Here is a 20,000-nt window from a genome sequence, read left to right on the forward strand (position 1 = left end):
TCCGCTCGCACCGTTATGATCGAGCCACTGCCTGTCAGACGAGCAACTTACGTGAAACATTCCCCTATACAATCCGCCAACCTCGGTTTTAACGAAGAAGGTACACCTGTATCCCGAGATTTTGACGACGTTTACTTCTCTAACGATAACGGACTGGAAGAGACGCGTTACGTGTTCCTCGGCGGAAACCATCTCCCTGAACGCTTTGCAACCCACGAAAGACCGCTTTTTGTGGTGGCGGAAAGTGGGTTTGGCACCGGCCTTAACTTTTTGACTTTATGGCAGGCGTTCGATGAATTTTGTGTGAAACATGAAGATGCCTGCTTAAAACGGCTGCATTTTATCAGTTTTGAAAAATTTCCCCTGACCGCCGCCGATCTGACGCTGGCCCATCAGCACTGGCCAGAGCTAAGTCGCTTCGCCACCGAGCTTCAGCAACAATGGCCGCTGCCGATTCCCGGCTGCCACCGCCTTCTGCTGGACAACGGCCGCATCACGCTTGACCTGTGGTTTGGCGATATTAACGAGCTGATATCTCAGTTAGATGACACCCTTAATCAGCAGGTCGATGCCTGGTTCCTGGACGGCTTCGCGCCGTCTAAAAATCCGGATATGTGGACGCAGCAGCTCTTCCAGGCCATGGTTCGCATGGCTCGCCCCGGCGGCACGCTGGCGACCTTTACCTCCGCAGGCTTTGTGCGCCGTGGGTTGATTGAAGCGGGCTTCACCGTGACACGCAGCAAAGGGTTTGGCCGCAAACGCGAAATGCTCGTAGGTTTTTTACAACAGCCCGTGGATATCCCTGCCCGCACGCCCTGGTACGCCCGCCCTGGCACAAGTGAACGTGAAACCGCGATTGTTGGCGGCGGCATTGCCAGTGCCCTGCTCGCCCTGGCGCTGCTGCGTCGAGGCTGGAAAATCACCCTGTATTGCGAGGATGAAGCCCCAGCCCAGGGCGCTTCCGGCAACCGCCAGGGGGCACTTTACCCACTGCTAACCGCGCATGATGCGGCGCTAACCACCTTTTTCCCGGCGGCCTTCACCTTCGCGCGCCGCCTGTACGATGCCCTTCCGGTAACCTTTGATCATGCCTGGTGCGGCGTAACCCAGCTCGCGTGGGATGAAAAGAGCGCCCATAAAATCGAACAGATGCTCGGCCTGGGTTTGCCAGACTTGTTGGCGAAAGCCGTCGATGCTGAAACGGTGGCGGAAACCTGTGGCGTGGACACCCAATGCGGTGGCATTAGCTATCCGCTGGGCGGCTGGCTCTACCCGGCACAGCTTACCGCTGGGGCACTGGCGCTGGCTGAACAGCAAGGGTTGAAGATTCAATATGGGCACCGGGTGGCCGATTTAACACCCGAGAATGGCGGCTGGAAGATTGGTTTTGCTCAACAGCAAACAGCTCGCCACGCCGCTGTCGTCCTCGCCAACGGTCATCAAATCAGCCGGTTTCCACAGACGCAAAACCTACCGGTATATTCAGTGGGCGGCCAGGTCAGCCATATTCCTACCACACCGGGCTTAAGCCAGCTCCGTCAGATACTGTGCTACGACGGCTACCTGACGCCGGTCAACCCGCAAAACCAGCAACATTGCATTGGTGCCAGTTATCATCGTGGCCAGGATGAAATGGCCTGGAACGAAGAAGATCAACAGCATAATCGCCAGCGCCTGCTCGACTGCCTGCCACAGGCCGAATGGGCAAAAGAAGTGGACGTTTCAGCGAACGAAGCCCGCTGCGGCGTACGCTGTGCTTCCCGCGACCATTTGCCAATGGTAGGCAGCGTACCTGATTACGAAGCCACACTGGAGCAATATGCCGGGCTTGCGGAGGAACGTGAAAACGCAGAGCCAGCACCGATTTACCGCAACCTTTATATGCTGGGCGCACTGGGTTCACGCGGGCTGTGCAGCGCGCCGCTGGCTTCAGAGATTCTGGCGGCGCAGATGAGTGAAGAACCAATTCCGCTGGATGCCGCCACGCTCGCGGCGCTGAACCCAAACCGGCTTTGGGTGAGAAAATTATTGAAAGGCAAAGCGGTAAAATGATGTTCCCCTCACCCCGACCCTCTCCCCGGGGGAGAGGGAGAAAAACAGGAACTATTCCCTGAAAGATCCGTGAGAGAAAAACAAGGCTCTTTCTTTATAAGAAGTCGAGAGTTAAAACGATTTGTCCCCTCTCCCTTTTAGGGAGAGGGTTAGGGTGAGGGTCAGTCTTAAAACTTCGCCTTCTCGAAAAGCGTATCCCACATACCCAGCACCAGCGCCTGATCGCGCGGCGAAAGCTCACCGGCCTGAATTGCCTTTTGCAGGCTATCGCTCACCACCACATGCAGCGCGTCTGGCGTATGGTCATTGCCGTTTTCCAGTTCGGCTACCGCCAGCGTCAGGTGCCCACGCAGATAACCGCTGGCAAACAGGTCGTCGTCACTGGCGTGCTCCACCATCTCATCAATCAACGCCAAAATACGTGACTCAAATTCCGCGATCATCATACATCCTCTTCATACAGGTGATTTTTAGTTTAGGTCTTCTGGCCAGGCAAACTGCCCGGCTTCAAGCGCAGGGGTGCCATAATACGCCCTTAGCGCGTCAATCAAACGGGCTGGGCGCTCTGGGATCCCTTCTTTCAGATAAGTCATAACCTGGTCATGAACCCGGCGCTGAAACGCAATGCGGTCAGGCTCAAAGTCGCCGCTCAGGTTGTCGCAGCTGACGTTAAACGGGAAGCCCGCGGCGGTGCTGAGCATCCACTCCAGCGCCTGCGGCTTCACTTCCACGTCTTCGAACTTGCCCTGAGTTTCGGCGTCGCGGCCATCCGGGCAGTACCAGTAGCCGAAGTCCACCAGTTTCCGACGCTCTGCACCCGCCACGCACCAGTGGGAGATTTCATGCATTCCGCTGGCGTAATAGCCGTGCGCGAAGACGATGCGGTTATACGGCAGTTCGTCATCCGCAGGCAGATAGATCGGCTCGTCATCGCCCTTGATCAGGCGGGTATTAAACTCTGCCAGGAAGCAGCTATCGAACACGTCAATCAGTTCCTGGTAATGGTGCTGTTTGCTCATTGTTGCATCATTCATTTCAGGCTATCCCTAACCAATGGAGAATTTCCGCTCCGTGGCTGTCATACAGCAACTTGGTGCTCATCACCGCCGAAACGACGACGATCATCGGGCGAATCAGCTGCTGCCCTTTACTTAAGACGAGGCGCGAACCCGCCCTCGCCCCTAAAAATTGCCCGGCCATCATCACAAAGCCAGTGCCCCAAATTACCTTGCCACCGATGATAAACAGCAGCAGCCCGCCAAGGTTTGACGTAGCGTTCAGGACTTTCGCGTGGGCGGTAGATTTGGCGAGATTGAAGCCACAAAGCGTCACAAAAGCGAGGGCGTAAAACGACCCGGCGCCGGGGCCAAAGAAGCCATCATAAAAACCGACGCAGCCCCCGGCAATTAACGCGAACGGCAAACCGTGCAGGCGGCGCTGCCGGTCTTCTTCCCCGAGCTTTGGCATCAGCAGAAAATAAAGCCCAATACCGATAATCAGCAGCGGCAGAATCTGGCGCAAAATATCGGACTTCACGTGCTGTACCAACAATGCGCCACAGGTGGAGCCGATAAACGTCATCAGAATATTGAGTTTCTGGTCGGCAAGGCTGACCACCTTGCGGCGAATAAAATAGAGAGAGGCTGAAACCGACCCGCCGCAGGCCTGAAGCTTGTTGGTTGCCAGAGCCTGAGCCGGAGACATACCCGCCGCCAGCAAAGCCGGGACCGTCAGTAACCCACCGCCGCCCGCAAGGGCATCAATAAACCCGGCAAGCATGGCGACGAAAAACAGCGCCACCAGCAGCAGCGGGGAAACCATAAACCATTCCATTTAGAGAACGTGCTCATCCAGTAATGCCTGACAGGAGGCGGGTAAAGGCGGTGGGGTTGTCTTTTTCGGTGGCGTGCTGCCTGGCGCAGGCGGCGCGAACCAGCTTTGCAGCTCGGCACCACAGCCGTCTCCCGGAGGAGGCAGAGGCTGATCCTCACATTCCAGGCTGTTGGCCGGGCAACGCAGGCGAACGTGCATGTGGGCGCGGTGGGCAAACCACGGACGCACCTTACGCAGCCAGTCGCGGTCAGCCCCAGCATCTTCACAAAGCCGCTGCTTAATAGCCGGGTTCACGAAGATACGCGTCACTTCATTATCTTTTGCCGCGAGCTTAATCAGGCTATCGATTTCTGGTTTCCACAACGACGGCACCACGCGTTTGCCATCGGCAGCGACTAAGTCCAGCGCCTGAGGGCGCAGCAATTGCGCCGACGTCCAGCGAGTTTTTGGCAACTGCAGGAAGATATCGACATCAAGCCCGGTCTGGTGGCTGGCGTGACCGGAGCTAAAACGCCCGCCTGCCGCCATGCCCATATCACCAATCAATACCGTGCCCAGGCCGAGCTGCTTGACCTGATTACTCAGGCGCTGAATAAACATCACCAGATCGGGATGACCAAAGTAGCGACGCTGATCCGGGTGCATCACCTGATAGCGGGCATCTTCAAGCGGCAACGCGTGAGCCCCCACGATACAGCCGTTGGAAAATGCGCCGATAGACTGCGCGCTTCCGGCTATCGGGTGGTCGATTTTTTGCCACGGCGTGGCCGCTAAAGCCTGGGCGCTGGCGGCCAGCGCCAGCATCCCGATCAGGAGTTTTTTCATCGTCTTACCAGCGAGGCAGCGGGGAAGAAACGTCAGCGTTCTGAGCGCGCTGGCGCAGCAGGTGATCCATCAGCACGATAGCCAGCATGGCTTCTGCGATCGGCACTGCGCGGATCCCCACGCAAGGATCGTGACGCCCGCGGGTGATCATCTCCACTTCTTCGCCTTCGCGATTAATGGTTTTACCCGGCACGGTAATGCTGGAAGTTGGTTTCAGGGCCATGTTGGCCACGATCTGCTGGCCGCTGCTGATGCCGCCCAGAATGCCGCCCGCGTGGTTGCTCTGAAAACCTTGCTGGGTGATTTCGTCCCGGTTTTGGCTGCCACGCAGGTTAACCACGCCGAAGCCCTCGCCGATTTCCACGCCTTTCACCGCGTTGATGCTCATCAGCGCGTGGGCAATGTCTGCGTCCAGGCGGTCAAAGACCGGTTCACCGAGGCCCGGCGGCACGTTGTCAGCCACAACGGTCACTTTCGCGCCGATGGAGTCGCCCTCTTTTTTCAGGCCCCGCATCAGCTCATCCAGCGCTTCGATTTTATCCGGGTCCGGGCAGAAGAACGGGTTCTGCTCAACCTGATCCCAGTCTTTAATTTCCAGCGGAATATCGCCCATCTGTGTCAGGCAGCCGCGAATTTTAATGCCGAATTTCTGCTCAAGGTATTTCTTGGCAATCGCGCCTGCTGCAACCCGCATAGCGGTTTCGCGCGCGGAAGAACGGCCACCGCCGCGATAGTCACGCAGGCCGTATTTTTGTTCGTAGGTGTAATCCGCGTGCCCCGGACGGAACACGTCTTTGATAGCGCTGTAATCCTGGGAACGCTGATCGGTGTTTTCAATCAGCAGGCCAATGCTCGTACCGGTCGTCACACCTTCAAACACGCCGGAGAGAATTTTGACCTGGTCAGGTTCACGGCGTTGAGTGGTGTAACGCGAGGTACCCGGGCGGCGGCGATCGAGATCGTGCTGCAGGTCGGCTTCGGTCAGCGGGATGCCCGGCGGTACGCCGTCAACAATGCAACCCAGCGCGATGCCGTGAGATTCACCAAATGTCGTTACTCGAAAAACCTGTCCAATACTGTTACCAGCCATCACGGCTCCTTAATCACCGTTCTAGTTATTGTGTTGTGCGCGGGAAGTAAAACGAGCCCGAAGGCTCGTCTACGTTCGGCAATTAATCTTTGTAGATACTGAAGTACTCGCGAGCGTCAATCAGCTGCGCTTTCGTCAGCATAAATACGCCGTCTCCGCCGTTGTCGAACTCAAGCCAGGTAAACGGCACCTCCGGGTACTGCTCCATCAGGTGTACCATGCTGTTCCCGACTTCACAAATCAGGATCCCGCCGTCGGCCAGATAATCCGGCGCACAGCCAAGAATACGACGAGCCAGCTTCAGGCCATCGCTGCCGGCCGCCAGGCCCAGCTCTGGTTCGAAGTGGTATTCACCCGGCAGATCCGCCATATCTTCTTCATCAACATACGGCGGATTCGTGACAATCACGTCGTACTGCACTTTAGGCAGGTCGCGGAACAGGTCAGAGCGAATCGGCGTGACGTTGTGGTCCAGACCGTGCTCGGCAATGTTCTGCTCGGCCACGGCGATAGCGTCAGGGGAAATATCAACGATATCCACTTCCGCATTCGGGAATTCATAGGCGCAGGCAATCCCGATGCAGCCGCTGCCGGTGCACATATCCAGAATGTGCTGAGGCTCGTGGTCAATCATCCCGGCAAAGCGGTTATTGATCAGTTCCCCAATCGGCGAACGCGGAACCAGCACACGTTCGTCCACGTAAAACTCGTGGCCGCAGAACCAGGCTTTATTGGTCAGGTAGGCAACCGGAATACGTTCGTTGACGCGGCGAATCACGCGTTCAACGATGCGGTGGCGCTCGCTTGGGGTCAGACGCGCGGTGCGCATGTCTTCAGGAATATCCAGCGGCAGGTACAGGCTTGGCAGAACCAGCTGAACGGCTTCATCCCATGGATTGTCGGTGCCGTGCCCATACCAGATATTGGCGGCGCTAAAGCGGCTGACCGACCAGCGCAGCATGTCCTGAATGGTATGCAGCTCGTTTACTGCCTCATCGACGAAAATTTTATCCACGTGCCCTCCGCAGGCGACTCACGCTAGTTCAATAATAATCGGCTAGTTTGCCATGAAGGAGGCGACAAATCAGCATTCATCAACGTCAGGAGGCCGTGAAATTTGCGTTTTCTTTATTGCTGCCGGGGAAAGCAGGTAAACTGCCCGCAAAGCGAATGCGAGATGAGAGAAACATGAAAAAGAAATCACCGCTCAGTTCCGAAGATGAGGCGCTGTTTCGCGGCCTGATGGGCGGCACCAAAAAACTGGCTCAGGACACGATCGTCCACCGCCCGGTGCGCAAAAAAATAACGGAAGTGCCCGTGAAACGTCTGCTGCAGGAGCAGGCCGATGCCAGCCACTATTTTTCCGATGAATTCCAGCCGCGCCTGGCGACCGAAGGGCCAATGCGCTATGTACGTGAAGGTGTGAGCCATTTTGAGCTAAAAAAACTGCGTCGCGGTGATTACTCCCCGGAGCTGTTTCTTGATTTACACGGCCTGACCCAGCTTCAGGCTAAACAGGAATTAGGTGCCCTGATAGCCGCCTGCCGTCGCGAGCATGTTTTCTGTGCCTGTGTGATGCACGGCCACGGTAAACACGTCCTTAAACAGCAAACGCCGCTGTGGCTGGCGCAGCATCCGCATATTGTGGCGTTTCATCAGGCACCGAAAGAGTACGGCGGCGATGCCGCGCTGCTGGTGCTGATTGAGATTGAGGAGTGGCAGCCGCCCGAGTTGCCGTAAATTCAGCGCAAGAGATTGCCCTCACCCCGGTCCCATTGGAAAAAAACAACGCCGGGCAGTCCCCTCGCCCCCCTGGGGAGAGGGTTAGGGTGAGGGGAAAAATTCTCAGCACCTTAAACGCAAAAAGAGCCGCTCTCGCGACTCTTTTTTCATGCTCACAGCAATCAGATAGCCTTAGCCACCTTGAAGTTACAGGGGCTCATCTGCCAGTTAAACACACCTTTACCGGTATCCGGGTCCAGCGTGACGTTGGCAATGGCCGACGTGGTAAACATCGGCGGAGCCTCTTCCGGGCAAAGCTCGGAAACAAGGTAACCGACCAGCGGCAGGTGGGAAACCACCAGCGCAGATTCAACACCTTCACTCGCCAGCGCCAGCAGGTAATCCCCCACCAGGCCCACATCACCACAAGGCCGCAGCTCTGGCAGGATGTCTTCTTTTTCCGGGAGGTTCAGCGCTTCCCGCACCACGTCCAGGGTCTGTTCAGCTCGCAGGTAAGGGCTCACCAGAACACGTTCGATACTTGCCACTTGACCCGTTAACCAGGTCGCCATCAGACGGGACTCATCACAACCACATTGGGTTAAGGGACGAACCGAGTCGCTGGCAGCATCGAGTGCTGCGTCGCCGTGACGCATGATAAAAACTTGCATATTGCACCGCTTTTGTTAACCAGGAACGCCTGAACCCACACGCTGAAAAAGTGGGGTTCACGGCAGCCGGGCATTGTGCCTTATCCGTACATCGAATGAAACGCTGTCTTTTACCTCAATGCTGCAAGTATAGTCAATATCTGTTTACAAAATGACCTTGCAGCGTACATTTACCGGTTTTAGCTCAGCGCTTCGTCAAGCTCGGTCACTGATTGCACCCTGGGCGCAGGCCAGAAACTAAGCTGTTGTTCAGCCATAATAATCAGCCTGTCACAGGGCTTGAAACGCTCCCCGTACTGGCCCGCTAAACGCTGCAGTTTTGCCACCACATCGGCAGCTCCCAGGCTGTCCATATACCTGAACGGCCCACCTAAAAACGGCGGAAAACCGATGCCGAAAACGCCGCCAATATCACCGTCACGCGCGCTTCTGACTACGCCTTCATCAAGGCAACGAGCGGCCTCGTTGAGCATCATCATGACGCAGCGCTCGGCTATCTGCTCCGGGGTCTGACGCCCGTTCGGCGTAACGCCTAACAGCGTGTAAATCGCTGTATCAGGCTGTTTCTTGCTTTTACGCCCTTTTGCCGGATAAAGATAGAAACCACGACCATTTTTTCTTCCTTTGCGATCGTCCTTCAAGATTGCATCCACGCTATCAGGCGCGGCAAAGCGATCGCCGAAGGCCTGCTGTAGAATCGGGATAATCTTCGTGCCGACGTCTATCCCAACCTCATCCAACAATTGTACCGGCCCCACCGGGAAACCAAACTTCACCAACGCGTCGTCAATACGCTCAATCGGCTCACCTTCCGTGAGGCAGCGCAGCGCTTCATTGACATAAGGTGCAAGAATGCGATTGACGTAAAACCCGGCGCTGTCGCCCACCACAATCGGCGTTTTTCTCTGTTTTTTCGCCAGCTGTACGGTGGTGGAAATGGTTTCCGCACTGGTGCCCGCGTGAGGAATCACTTCTACCAGCGGCATTTTGTCCACCGGGCTGAAGAAATGCAGGCCGATAACCTGCTGCGGACGGGCTGCCTGAGCGGCAATGTCGGCAATCGGCAACGATGAAGTATTCGAGGCAAAAACAGTGTGTGGCGCGGCATATTGCTCCACTTCAGCCACCATTTTTTGCTTCAGCACCAAATCTTCAAACACGGCTTCCACCACAATATCTCGCTGGCTAAAGCCGTGGTAATCGGTTCCACCGGAGATACGTGCCAGCTCGCGCTGGCGTTCGGCAGGCTTCATATGGCGGCGGCGGACTTTCTTGTCCAGCAGATCCCAGCTGTATTTCAGCGCGTGGTTAATACCTTCGTTGTTAATGTCCTTAATGCGCACCGGAAGCTTACCTTTGGTGGCCGTCACATAGGCAATCCCGCCGCCCATCAACCCGCCCCCCAGCACGCCAACAGAATTTAGTTTGCCGGGCTTCGCTTCGCCCCCGTACTCTTTTTTCAGCTCCGTACTGGCGAAGAACAGGCCGCGCAAGGCGGCAGATTCAGAGGACATAGCCAGCTCACCGAACGCTTTCGCCTCGGCCTCATAGCCGCTTTTGCTCCCCTGCTCCAGCCCGGTGCGGATAACGTCAATAATGCGTCCCGTTGCCGGATAATTACCCTGCGTCTTTTCTTCGGTCTTCTTGCTGACCAACCGGAACAACAAAGAGCGCCCGAGCGGCCCGGCAAGCACGCGTTCTTTTACCGGCAGTTCACGGGAAGGCTTTCTTCCTTTAAGCGCCAGCTCAACGGCGGCCTCAAGCAAAATAGATTCGGGTACCACGTCATCCACCAGCCCCAGCTTCAGGGCCTGGCGCGGGCGCAGCTGCTTACCGGTCAAAATCATGTCCAGCGCATTGCTGACGCCTATCAGACGAGGTAAACGCTGAGTGCCGCCCGAGCCCGGCAGCAGGCCCAGCTGCACTTCCGGCAGGCCAAGCAGCGTTTTAGGTGAATCGGTACAGATTCGGGTATGGCAGGCAAGCGCCATTTCCAGGCCACCGCCCAGACAGGCACCGTGAATCGCGGCCACTACCGGGATCGGCAGCGCGGCGATTTCCGCCATGATCTGCTGCCCCTGCCGCGCCAGCTCTTGTGCTTCTTCAGCCGTTTTGCAGCCGGCGATCATATTGATGTCGGCCCCGGCGATAAAGTTGTCCGGCTTGCCGGAGATAAACACCAGCCCCTGCACGCTCGGGTTGTCACGCAGTTTTTTAATAATGCTGTGTACCTGTGCGCCAAACTCGGCCTTCAGGGTATTCATTTTTTCGCCCGGAACGTCGATGGTCACTACGGCAACGTTATCCAGCCGGATGTGTAAATCGAATGCGCCTTGCTGTGCCATCACTCCACCTCCAGAACCATTGCCGCACCAAGCCCACCCGCCGCACACGCGGTAACGAGACCAAAACCGCCCCCGCGACGACGCAGTTCATGCAGCGTTTGGGTAATCATCCTGGCGCCAGTCGCCGCAAACGGATGCCCGTAGGCGATCGACCCACCCAGCACGTTAAATTTCGCGTCATCGACTTCGCCTGTGGCGTGCGCCCGGCCCAGCACATTGCGAGCAAAGTTTTCACTGGAAAGCATTTTCAGGTTGGCTAACGTCTGCGCGGCAAACGCTTCGTGCATATCAAACAAGGTTAAATCGTTCAGCGTGATCCCGGCGCGCTCAAGCGCCAGCGGCGTCGCCCAGGCAGGGCCAAGCAGCATGTCCTGCCAGACATCAATGGCGGTAAACGCGTAGCTGCGCAGGAAGCCGAGCGGCTTGAGGCCAAGCTCTTTTGCCCTGGATTCGGTCATCAGGATCACGGCCGCAGCGCCGTCCGTCAGCGGTGTACTGTTCGCCGCAGTCACGGTGCCGTGCTTGCGGTCAAACGCCGGACGCAATTTTGCATAATCGGCGAGGCTTGAGCCTTTACGCACGTTGTTATCTTCGGCAAACGGCTGGCGATAGGGAGGAATAAACGCCGTCATCACTTCATCGGCCAGCTTCCCTTCCTGCCAGGCCTGGGCGGCACGCTCGTGAGAACGGTGCGCCAGCGCGTCCTGCTGTTCGCGAGTGATGCCGTGAGTTTTCGCCATTTGCTCAGCGGTGTCGCCCATACGCAAACCGGTAGAGTATTCAGCCACGGCGGGAGGCACAGGTAACAGATCGCGGGGACGTAATTTGGAAAACAGTTTCAGGCGCTGCCCGAGCGTGCGCGCTTTGTTCACATCCACCAGCGTGCGGCCCAGCTTTTTGCTGACGCCAATAGGCAGCACTGAAGAGGAATCTGCCCCACCTGCAATCCCGGCACGAATGGTACCGGCCATCAAGCTTTCGGCCACGTTTGCAACGGCCTGGAAACTTGTGGCGCAGGCACGGCTGACGCTGTAGGCATCGGTATGGACGCTCATGCCGGTCGCCAGCACGATTTCACGGGCAATGTTTGGCGCTTCCGGCATTTGTACCACCTGGCCAAACACCAGTTGTTCAATTGCTTCGGGCGGCACTTCACTGCGGGCCATCAGCTCGCTCACCACCATATTGCCGAGATCGACGGCGGGAATACCATGGAAAGCCGTGGCCTGACGGGCAAACGGTGTACGTAAACCACTGACAATGGCAATACGATCGCCCTGGCGGGTAATCAACGGCAGTGCCTGACTCATAACGCTCCCCTGCTAAAAAAGTGAATACAGACAAAAAGTGGTCTGACCTGATCACAGTCTTAACTAAAAATTCACATCCAGCCAACTGGCGGGCGAGAAAAATGGGAGAAGCGACACGAATTATTACATAACAAAATGAACTCCCCCGCTTTATGCGGGGGAATTGGAGGGGGGAACTTAACGCAGACCGAGCTGGAAGATCATCGTTTCAGCCTGGCAGCTAAACTGGAAATCGATATCCAGCTGCACGCCGTCGGCGACTTCGGTGTAGCGCGGCGTAATCTGGCAAGGTTCGGATTCAACTTCACGAGCCTTAGCGGTTAACGCAGCCAGAACATCATCAGCCTCTGTTTTGCTAGCAAATACACGGCTGTAGGAGGCAATGCAATCTGTGTTGTCGATAATAGAACCGACATCAATGCAGCAGCAAACCGGGGTTTCATCGGCGGTATTTTTACTCATCACGCTTTCCTCTGTAATGCGGCTTAAAAAAGGAGAATGGTTAAAATAATTGTGGCTATTTTACGCCCGCCGTTGCATCTGCTCCAGTTGATAATCCTCACAAAACCGACAAGTGACGGAAATCACACTTAAAAATGATCTAAAACAAATAACATCCCCCATCCGGAAGGAAGTTCCCCCAGAATTTGCCAACCAGATCCCGTTTTCAAGATCAAATATGAAAAACTTTAGAAACAAACTTGCAACATCCTCGCTGGTCAGACCTATACTCACGCCACTGGTCTGATTTCTCTGTACCCGATCAGTCCCTACTATTCGCGCTCCTGTTACGGTATGTAACATTGTTTGCATAAAAATAAATCAATGAGGTTTTGGTCATGAGCCAGAAAAACCTGTTTACAAAGTCAGCCCTCGCGGTTGCAGTGGCAATAGTCTCCTCCCAGGCGTACGCCGCCGGCTTTCAATTAAACGAGTTCTCTTCCTCTGGCCTTGGCCGAGCGTATTCGGGGGAAGGTGCAGTTGCGGATAATGCGGGTTCAGCAAGCCGCAACCCCGCTACCATCATGATGTTTGATCGCCCTTCTTTCTCTGCAGGTGCGATCTTCGTTGACCCGGACGTTGATATCTCCGGTACATCACGCTCGGGTAAAAGCACCGATGCGAAAAACATCGCGCCAACCGCATGGGTTCCTAACCTGCACTTTGTTGCGCCGATTAACGATCAGTTTGGCTGGGGTGCTTCCGTCACCTCGAACTACGGCCTGGCCACCGAATATAACGACAGCTACACCGCTGGCTCTGTGGGAGGGACAACCGACCTGACCACTCTGAACCTGAACCTGAGCGGTGCCTACCGCCTGAACAGCAACTGGAGCTTCGGTCTGGGCTTCGATGCTGTTTATGCGAAAGCAAAAATTGACCGCTATGCCGGTGACCTGCCGCAGCTGATTGCAGGTAGCCCAACATCAGGGCTATCGCCACAGCAGCGTCAGGCTATCGGCAGTATTCCTGCTAATACCCAAATCGCCCACCTGAAGGGTGATAAATGGGGCTTCGGCTGGAACGCCGGTATCCTTTATGAACTTGATAAAAACAACCGCTACGGCTTTACCTACCGCTCTGAAGTGAAAGTCGACTTTGACGGCGACTATAAGAGCAGCCTGCCGGCAGCCTATAACCCGCTGCTGTCCAGCCTTGAACTGCCTTTAGGCACCAATGGTCAAACCGTTCCAGGCTCTCTGAGCCTGCACCTGCCAGAAATGTGGGAACTGTCCGGTTATAACAAAGTGGCACCGCAATGGGCCATCCACTATAGCCTGACCTACACCAGTTGGAGCCAGTTCCAGCAGCTGAAAGCAACCGGCAGCAACGGCCAGACGCTGTTCTATAAAGATGAAGGCTTCAAAGATGCTTACCGCATCGCGCTGGGTACCACCTACTACATGGACGACAACTGGACGTTCCGTACCGGTATCGCGTTCGATGACAGCCCGGTGCCGGCTAACAAGCGTTCTATCTCCATTCCGGACCAGGATCGCCTGTGGCTGAGCGCCGGTACCACCTATGCGTTTAATAAAGACGCGTCTGTGGACGTAGGTGTTTCCTACATGCACGGCCAGAAAGTCACCATCGAAGAAGGCCCATACACCTTCAAATCTGAAGGTAAAGCCTGGCTGTACGGCGCTAACTTTAACTACGCGTTCTAAGTTACTGCCCCAAAAAGTAAAGCGCCTTCTGATGAAGGCGCTTTTTTTATGCCTGCTCGTTTAGCTTCTCTTCAAACCGCAGTAACCTTCCCGCATTGCCGAGCACCAGCAACGTACTTAAATTATGCAATAGGGCGGCAACTACCGCACCAGAAGCACCAAGCCAGCCAAAAGCCGCCATCGCGACAATGGCCAGCGTCCAGCCCAGGCCGATAAACACGTTGACCTGCAAAGTCCGACGGCAGCGGCGGCTCAGGCGCACGCAGGTGCCCAAGCGACGAAGATCGCTGCCAATCAGCACAATATCCGCCGAAGACATCGCAATATCGGACCCACCGGCCCCCATTGCCACACCCACCACGCCAGCCTTTAGTGCCAGCGAATCGTTGATGCCATCGCCGATAACCATAGGCCGGTAGCCGCTGTCGATTTGCCGTTTCACCTGCGCCAGTTTATCCGCGGGCAGCGCCCCGGCCACTACGTCGGTGATCCCGACCTGGTGCGCAATCCGGTCGGCAACCGACTGGCGATCCCCGGTCAGTAAAAGCTGGCGGTTAAGTCCAAGATCGCGCAGATCGGCCATCGCAGTTGCCGCCTCACTTCGCAGGCTATCGGCCAGCAGCAGCCAGCCAAGAAAACGGCCATCCAGCGCCAGCCCGACGATCGGGCCGTCGTGCTCTGGGGCTTCAGGTAAGTCAGTCAAGGTGGCGGCTAGCAGTTCGCGTCGGCCAAGCACCGCTTCCCCCTGCGGCGTAGAGGCGGAAATGCCTAACCCCTGATGCTCACGCACGTTGTCGAGGGGCAACCAGGCTTCCCGCGAAACGATCTCGCTTACCGCACGGCTTACCGGATGATTGCTGGTCGCACCCAGGCTGGCCGCCAGGATTTGCAGCGAAGCGGGATCGGTATCGCCATAAGGTGCCACGGCCTGTAGATGCAACCTGCCGTGGGTCAGCGTGCCGGTCTTGTCGACCACCACGGCATTGATCTCCGCCAGCTCCTCAAGAAACGCCGCCCCGCGAATTAAAATGCCGTGACGGGCAGCCACCGTCAGCCCGGCAATAGATGACGCGGGCGCAGAGAGCACCAGCGCACAAGGACAAGCCGCCACCAAAACGGCCAGCATCGCCTGGGCATCCTGCGTCAGGAACCAGGTGCTGGCGGCAATCATCAGCACCAACAGCAGATAACGCGCCGCGTGCCGCTCGAGCAGGCGAGTGATCGGCGGGCTTGCCTGTTCCGCGCTTTGCATCAGGGCGATCACCCGACCCAACGTCGAGGTTTCTCCGGTACGCGTGACCCGGATGCGCAACAGACCATCAAGGTTTATCGCTCCGCCAAAAACTTCCACGCCCGGCCCCACTTCCTGCGGCACTGACTCTCCGGTAATGGGCGCAGTATCCAGGCTGGCTTTGCCTTCCAGCACCAGGCCGTCGGCAGGAATATGGTCCCCGGCACGCACCTCAACCACATCGCCAGGTTCAAGGTCGTGGTTGTCGATATCCTGCAGTTCACCGTCCGTACCTAAGCGTCTCGCCCGGCTGCGCGTGAGCTTGCTCAGCGCTTCGATAGCTTCCTGCGAGCCAATCACGCTGCGCTCTTCAAGAATATGTCCGACAATCATGATCAACGGCAGCAGCGCGGCGGTAAGAAGATCGCCCGTTGCCCAGGCACCCAGCAATGCCAGCGCGATAAGCTGGTCGGTCAATCCGTGCAGGCTGGGGTAGCGCAGGCTATGCAGCGCGTGACGCAGCACCGGGACAGCGACGACCACCGAAGCAGCGCCCAAAAGTAAATCGCCGACGGCAACCTGCTGAGGTGCCAGCCACCGCCAAAGCACCCCCAGAATCAGCGCCCCGCTAGCCACCAGCGCCAACATCAGTTGGCGGGTAATATACCGCTGTTCCTGACGGGTCAGCGCCCCACCGGCTTGTACTGAAGAAGTCATTGTTTCGTCGCCTCTTGTTGCGCTACACCCTGCAGGATCAAATGCGCATCATCCTGCGGCGACACGGTAATCACCGATCCGGCCTGGGACAGGATCCCGGCTATTCGCTGGCGATAAATACGCCCCAGTAAATCAGGATCGTCATGGTTGCTGGCCAGACGGGCAATTGTCGCCGTGTCCGACTGCGCCTTCGCCACGCTCTCCTGCGCTTTCGCCTGGGCGGTTTGCAGCATCTGGTCGGCCTGTTGAACCGCCTTTTGCCGTGTTAATGAGGCATCGCTTTGCGCCGTCGCGATCGCTTTGGAGGCCTGCTGGCTGGCGGTTAAGACCGCGTTGAATGCCGCCACGGTCGTCAACGGTAAAGCAGATTGCACGGTCACCCGTTCGAGAGTGATCCCCGCGTCGCTGCCCGATGCCTGAAGCCGCAGCAGATTTTGTTCGATATTCCGCTGCACATCGCTCCGTAGCTGTTCGCGCTGCTGAGCCACGTTCATATCGTTGCCGGGCATTTCTGGCCTGGCAACCAGAATGGTATCCAGATCGCGGGAAGCGCAAACCGCGACCGCCGCACGCTCCACCAGCCTGTCCAGCAGCGGCAGAACATGTTGGCCCTGTAAGACATAAGCGGTTGGCGTTCGGACCCGATAAAACACGCTGATATCCAGCTGCACAACGCCCGCATCACCGGTGAGCAAGAAACCAGAACCAGAAACAGCATCGTTGCCGGGGCCACCGTTGATATCCAGGCTTTGCGCTTCGGACGAGCGCAGCAGCGCGGTCACGCGGTGTTCAACCACCCGATCCGGCCCCGGTACCATAACCACTTCATTGACCGGCGCGGGCCAGGCGAGCAGCAAACCCGGTTCAGCCACGCGCTGCTCCGCGCCAAAGCGCAGCACCACGGCCCGGCTGCCCGGTGGAATTTGCCGCACATTCGACAGCAACCACGCTCCGGCGGCGAACAGCGTCAGCGCAAAGATCGCGATAAACGCCAGCCGAATCGACTGCGTCCACGGCCCGCCGGGCTCAAGTTTTTGTCGTTCGGTCATGGTTTTTTATCCGCCGCTTTATCCATTTGCGGCCCGTCAACCAGCAGGCTGAACGGTTTTGCATCGGTACGCAGCACCAGCCGGGTTTGCGCATTCACCATGCTACTGAGGGCATCAATCTGGCGCAGCAGGCTATAAAGCTGCGGTGCGCTGGCGTAGGCCTTGCCGTAAATCGACGCCGTTTGCACCTGCGCCTGGGCTTCAATATCTGCCGCTTTTACCGAGGCCTGAGCTTCGGTAATTCGGGCATCGCGGTCAGCAGCCGAGCGAATCTCAGCCGCCGCGCGCTTGCCTTCTGCCGTGCGCTCAATCGCAATGGTTTCACGCTCTGCACGCATACGGTCAACCGTGGCGTTCAGCGTCACGGCTGGTAACGTCAGACGTTCGGTTCCCATCTGCACCAGCCTGATCCCGTAACTTTGTAGCAGCGGCTGGCTGATTTGCTGCTGAAGATGGGACTCAAACTGCGCCAGTTGAACCTGCTTGCCGTCGGTGTTCACCAGTTGAGAAAGCGTGAAGCCGCTGGCGGTAGTTTCCAGCGCAGAGCCTAAGTAAGTGCGAATTTGCCGGGCCGCTTCATCCGGCTGGTTTTGCACCGCCCGCATGAAACGCTGCACGTGTTCAGGCGTGCTGTCCACTTCCCACACCGCGTAGGACTGAACAATGATCCGCAGGCCATCGCGCGTGCCCACATCCTGTAGCCCGCTGGACGTCGTCCGCAGGCGCAAATCTACCACCGTTGCCGTCTCAAAAGGCGCAGGCAAACGCCAGGCAAGCCCCGGTTCCAGCAGTACGCGGACGGGTTTGCCGAAACGAGTGATCACCAGTGATTCGCCCGATCTCACCTGCACCAGGCTCGCGGCCGAAAGCAGAATAATGACCAACCCTGCGGCAGCGGCAATACGCTTCCAGGCCCCTTTTTTACCGCCTTCTGGGATGGAAGAGTGACTATGGCTGCAGCCATGACCGTGGTGATGATCATGATGTCCATGAGAGTGCGAATGGCTCACCGGGAAAGCTCCTGTGCGGGTTTAGCGGGCGCGTCACGCCGCGCCGCATCGGTAGAAGTAGGGAAATCACGAAGATCGAGCGTGGGCGGCGAACCGGCGCCAATCCGCTGGTCAATGACCAGCAGAGGACGGCCGCTGAGCGCCAGCTGAAGCTGCTTAAACCAAAGCTCGTCAATAAACACCTGCCCGGCCTGCTGGTACGCATTTTTTTGCGCGGCAAAACGGGTGGCCGTTGCCTGAGCTTCGCTTAACGCGTCGGTGGCATTGACCTGAGCCGTGTTCTCGCGCACTGCCGCATTGGTCGCGGCAAGCGCGGCTTTTTCTGCCGCGCTTCCCTGCTCCCGCAGGATCAGCGACTGGGCGGCAATCTGCGCGGCCTGCACGCCATGAAAGGCATCGGCGGCACCGGCTGGCGGATGAATAGCCTCCACGACGGTAGAAAGAATTTCCACGCCGCTGTGCAGGTTATCCAGCTGTTGCTGAACGGCCTGGTTAATCTGCCCGGCGAGATCGTCACGCCGCTCGCTCAGCACATCGTCCAGCGTTAAAGACGAGAACTGATGTACCAGAACCTGATTTGCGGTACTGCGCACCAGCTCCGGCAGGTTTACCGCCCGGTAGGTCGCCGCCAGTGCAGCTTTGTCGCTCAGGCCAATCCGCCACATAAAGCGCACGTCGCTGTTAACGATTTGCAAGCTTTGCTGGTCCCCACTTTGGCTGGCGATGATTTGTGCTTTGTCGAAGTTGTGGGTCGCGTCCCAAAGCCTGTCGGCGCTGGCGGGCGCGGGGCCTTCGGCGTCTGCGCGTATGACGGGCGGCTGACTGGCCGGATCTTCTCCGGCAGCCAGTTCATGCACCTGCCCATTTTCAGTCAACTGCACACGCCCCAACGGCCAGGGCAGCCCCAAATGCAAGCCCGGCTCAAGCACCGCCACAGATCGACCAAAACGCTCATACACGCCGCGTTCCGTGGCCGAGATTTGCTGCAACCCGGTCAGCAACCAGCCGCAAATCAACATCAGAGTCACCATCGGGATAAACGCCCGCTTCAGGACGGTGAACGCCCAGACCTGACGCAGATCGATGCCAAAACGCTGGTGCAGCTCCTGCTGTAAAAAACCGAGAGGGCGCGGCGGCCAGGTTAACTGGGCGGCCAGCTGGCTTTTGGGAATCAGTCCGGGTTCTGTCGTGCCGTCTCCGGGGGGCGCGAACAGAGAAAACAGCCCGCGCAGCATAAACTCGGCGGCAACCAACAGGACCAGCACAGCAGGCAAGTTTATCGCCAGTGAACTGTTGAGCTGAGGCCAGACAAGTCCCGGTAAACTCAGAAGCTGTACCGCCATCACCAGGCGCAGCAGCGACGCTATTGACCCGGCTTCCGGGGAGGCTTCTTTCGACACCGCGCTGAGATGTCGTTCGGCCACCAGCAGCACGAAAACAGATCCCGCCAGGCAGGCGATGGCAATCCAGCGGTTATTGTTATCCAAAAGCGGAACGTAGCGGCTACTCCAGCCAGAAAGCGTAATGTAGAACGTCAGCGCGGCAAGCGCCCCGGACCAGATGCCGTCCGCCTTAAACAAAGCTTCCGCTCGGGCAAAATTTAACGGCACCAGGCTCGTCAACCAGCCTAAAAGAGAGTTTCTGGGCACTTCTTCATGCTGAACCGAAGACTCAGCCGGTGGGGAAAATTTAAGGCATCGCCACTGGCAAATCCGCTGCGCCGCGTGCAGTGAAATGACCAATAACAAAAGCGCGGCGGCATTGCTGCACAGCAAAGCAACCCAGCGAGAAGCCGGCTCCAGAATACTGACCGTCAGCGCCAGAAGGAGCATCATAAACAGCAAGAAGGTTAAGACAAACACCGCTCGGGCGGCGAGTCGGGCCTGCACGGCGGCCAGCGAATAGCGAGCGGGCAGCGCCTGAGGCAGCAGTTCAGCTTCGGGTAACCGGGTAGGTGGCATGATGTTTTAAACGTGA

17 protein-coding genes are annotated in these 20,000 nt (G+C 57.4%); 3 read left to right on the forward strand and 14 right to left on the reverse strand.

From position 1 onward, the window contains the following. Positions 1 to 51 precede the first annotated feature (51 nt). A complete protein-coding gene (mnmC, locus tag LH23_RS21420) occupies positions 52 to 2,052 on the forward strand; it encodes a bifunctional tRNA (5-methylaminomethyl-2-thiouridine)(34)-methyltransferase MnmD/FAD-dependent 5-carboxymethylaminomethyl-2-thiouridine(34) oxidoreductase MnmC (protein WP_039295605.1) in 2,001 nt (666 codons plus the stop codon). A gap of 167 nt (positions 2,053 to 2,219) precedes the next feature. Here the strand turns inward: mnmC and LH23_RS21425 are convergent, their stop codons facing one another. The 6 genes from LH23_RS21425 to prmB all read right to left on the reverse strand — a co-directional run bounded on the left by LH23_RS21425 (position 2,220) and on the right by prmB (position 6,815). After that, on the reverse strand, positions 2,220 to 2,495 hold the full coding sequence (locus LH23_RS21425) for a YfcL family protein (RefSeq protein WP_039295608.1): 276 nt from the start codon (positions 2,493 to 2,495) through the stop codon (positions 2,220 to 2,222). Between the two features lie 27 nt (positions 2,496 to 2,522). Next, positions 2,523 to 3,071: an elongation factor P hydroxylase gene (locus LH23_RS21430; protein ID WP_039297069.1), complete on the reverse strand. Its 549-nt coding sequence runs from the start codon at positions 3,069 to 3,071 to the stop codon at positions 2,523 to 2,525. A 16-nt stretch (positions 3,072 to 3,087) separates the two neighbouring features. Further along, positions 3,088 to 3,885: a sulfite exporter TauE/SafE family protein gene (locus LH23_RS21435; protein ID WP_039295611.1), complete on the reverse strand. Its 798-nt coding sequence runs from the start codon at positions 3,883 to 3,885 to the stop codon at positions 3,088 to 3,090. After that, a complete protein-coding gene (gene mepA / locus LH23_RS21440) occupies positions 3,886 to 4,710 on the reverse strand; it encodes a penicillin-insensitive murein endopeptidase (RefSeq protein WP_039295614.1) in 825 nt (274 codons plus the stop codon). Between the two features lie 4 nt (positions 4,711 to 4,714). Continuing rightward, a complete protein-coding gene (aroC, locus tag LH23_RS21445) occupies positions 4,715 to 5,800 on the reverse strand; it encodes a chorismate synthase (RefSeq protein ID WP_039295616.1) in 1,086 nt (361 codons plus the stop codon). An 82-nt stretch (positions 5,801 to 5,882) separates the two neighbouring features. Then, positions 5,883 to 6,815, reverse strand: a complete 933-nt coding sequence (gene prmB / locus LH23_RS21450; protein WP_008459683.1) for a 50S ribosomal protein L3 N(5)-glutamine methyltransferase — start codon at positions 6,813 to 6,815, stop codon at positions 5,883 to 5,885. A 173-nt stretch (positions 6,816 to 6,988) separates the two neighbouring features. On the opposite strand from prmB, the gene smrB reads away from it, so the two are divergent. After that, positions 6,989 to 7,540, forward strand: a complete 552-nt coding sequence (gene smrB, locus LH23_RS21455; RefSeq protein WP_008459682.1) for an endonuclease SmrB — start codon at positions 6,989 to 6,991, stop codon at positions 7,538 to 7,540. A gap of 164 nt (positions 7,541 to 7,704) precedes the next feature. Here smrB and sixA read toward each other — a convergent pair whose 3' ends face one another. The 4 genes from sixA to LH23_RS21475 form a co-directional block, all read right to left on the reverse strand. Next, positions 7,705 to 8,193 carry a phosphohistidine phosphatase SixA gene (gene sixA / locus LH23_RS21460; RefSeq protein WP_039295618.1) on the reverse strand — a complete coding sequence of 163 codons (489 nt, stop codon included), beginning with the start codon at positions 8,191 to 8,193 and terminating at the stop codon, positions 7,705 to 7,707. Between the two features lie 179 nt (positions 8,194 to 8,372). Beyond that, a complete protein-coding gene (fadJ, locus tag LH23_RS21465; protein ID WP_039295620.1) occupies positions 8,373 to 10,538 on the reverse strand; it encodes a fatty acid oxidation complex subunit alpha FadJ in 2,166 nt (721 codons plus the stop codon). Beyond that, entirely contained in the window at positions 10,538 to 11,848 is a 1,311-nt protein-coding gene (gene fadI, locus LH23_RS21470) for an acetyl-CoA C-acyltransferase FadI (RefSeq protein ID WP_008459679.1), read from the reverse strand. Before fadI ends, fadJ begins: the two co-directional genes overlap by 1 nt. A 177-nt stretch (positions 11,849 to 12,025) precedes the next feature. After that, the gene (locus LH23_RS21475) at positions 12,026 to 12,310 is read right to left on the reverse strand and encodes a YfcZ/YiiS family protein (RefSeq protein ID WP_039295622.1); all 285 of its coding nucleotides are present in this window, start codon (positions 12,308 to 12,310) and stop codon (positions 12,026 to 12,028) included. A 377-nt stretch (positions 12,311 to 12,687) separates the two neighbouring features. On the opposite strand from LH23_RS21475, the gene fadL reads away from it, so the two are divergent. Further along, positions 12,688 to 14,016 carry a long-chain fatty acid transporter FadL gene (fadL, locus tag LH23_RS21480; RefSeq protein ID WP_039295625.1) on the forward strand — a complete coding sequence of 443 codons (1,329 nt, stop codon included), beginning with the start codon at positions 12,688 to 12,690 and terminating at the stop codon, positions 14,014 to 14,016. Between the two features lie 46 nt (positions 14,017 to 14,062). Here the strand turns inward: fadL and LH23_RS21485 are convergent, their stop codons facing one another. From LH23_RS21485 to hflK (LH23_RS21500), 4 genes are read right to left on the reverse strand one after another with little or no spacing between them, the layout of a single operon-like run. After that, positions 14,063 to 15,964 (reverse strand): heavy metal translocating P-type ATPase, encoded by a 1,902-nt coding sequence (locus LH23_RS21485; protein WP_039295627.1) that lies wholly within the window; start codon positions 15,962 to 15,964, stop codon positions 14,063 to 14,065. Further along, positions 15,961 to 17,013, reverse strand: a complete 1,053-nt coding sequence (gene hflK / locus LH23_RS21490; RefSeq protein ID WP_039295629.1) for a protease modulator HflK — start codon at positions 17,011 to 17,013, stop codon at positions 15,961 to 15,963. Before hflK (LH23_RS21490) ends, LH23_RS21485 begins: the two co-directional genes overlap by 4 nt. Then, on the reverse strand, positions 17,010 to 18,023 hold the full coding sequence (gene hflC, locus LH23_RS21495) for a protease modulator HflC (RefSeq protein WP_039295630.1): 1,014 nt from the start codon (positions 18,021 to 18,023) through the stop codon (positions 17,010 to 17,012). Before hflC ends, hflK (LH23_RS21490) begins: the two co-directional genes overlap by 4 nt. Continuing rightward, positions 18,020 to 19,984: a protease modulator HflK gene (gene hflK / locus LH23_RS21500; RefSeq protein WP_039295632.1), complete on the reverse strand. Its 1,965-nt coding sequence runs from the start codon at positions 19,982 to 19,984 to the stop codon at positions 18,020 to 18,022. Before hflK (LH23_RS21500) ends, hflC begins: the two co-directional genes overlap by 4 nt. Positions 19,985 to 20,000 lie beyond the last annotated feature (16 nt).

The sequence above is a fragment of the Cedecea neteri genome, assembly GCF_000758305.1.
GTDB lineage: Bacteria > Pseudomonadota > Gammaproteobacteria > Enterobacterales > Enterobacteriaceae > Cedecea > Cedecea neteri_C.

Bases quoted from the DNA above. Each gene is read 5' to 3' on its own strand.
- LH23_RS21425 (WP_039295608.1), bottom strand. From the start codon at position 2,495: ATGATCGCGGAATTTGAGTCACGTATTTTGGCGTTGATTGATGAGATG.
- mepA (WP_039295614.1), bottom strand. From the start codon at position 4,710: ATGAAAAAACTCCTGATCGGGATGCTGGCGCTGGCCGCCAGCGCCCAG.
- LH23_RS21430 (WP_039297069.1), bottom strand. From the start codon at position 3,071: ATGAGCAAACAGCACCATTACCAGGAACTGATTGACGTGTTCGATAGC.
- hflK (WP_039295632.1), bottom strand. From the start codon at position 19,984: ATGCCACCTACCCGGTTACCCGAAGCTGAACTGCTGCCTCAGGCGCTG.
- smrB (WP_008459682.1), top strand. From the start codon at position 6,989: ATGAAAAAGAAATCACCGCTCAGTTCCGAAGATGAGGCGCTGTTTCGC.
- fadJ (WP_039295620.1), bottom strand. From the start codon at position 10,538: ATGGCACAGCAAGGCGCATTCGATTTACACATCCGGCTGGATAACGTT.
- sixA (WP_039295618.1), bottom strand. From the start codon at position 8,193: ATGCAAGTTTTTATCATGCGTCACGGCGACGCAGCACTCGATGCTGCC.
- aroC (WP_039295616.1), bottom strand. From the start codon at position 5,800: ATGGCTGGTAACAGTATTGGACAGGTTTTTCGAGTAACGACATTTGGT.
- LH23_RS21435 (WP_039295611.1), bottom strand. From the start codon at position 3,885: ATGGAATGGTTTATGGTTTCCCCGCTGCTGCTGGTGGCGCTGTTTTTC.
- fadL (WP_039295625.1), top strand. From the start codon at position 12,688: ATGAGCCAGAAAAACCTGTTTACAAAGTCAGCCCTCGCGGTTGCAGTG.
- LH23_RS21485 (WP_039295627.1), bottom strand. From the start codon at position 15,964: ATGACTTCTTCAGTACAAGCCGGTGGGGCGCTGACCCGTCAGGAACAG.
- LH23_RS21475 (WP_039295622.1), bottom strand. From the start codon at position 12,310: ATGAGTAAAAATACCGCCGATGAAACCCCGGTTTGCTGCTGCATTGAT.
- hflK (WP_039295629.1), bottom strand. From the start codon at position 17,013: ATGACCGAACGACAAAAACTTGAGCCCGGCGGGCCGTGGACGCAGTCG.
- fadI (WP_008459679.1), bottom strand. From the start codon at position 11,848: ATGAGTCAGGCACTGCCGTTGATTACCCGCCAGGGCGATCGTATTGCC.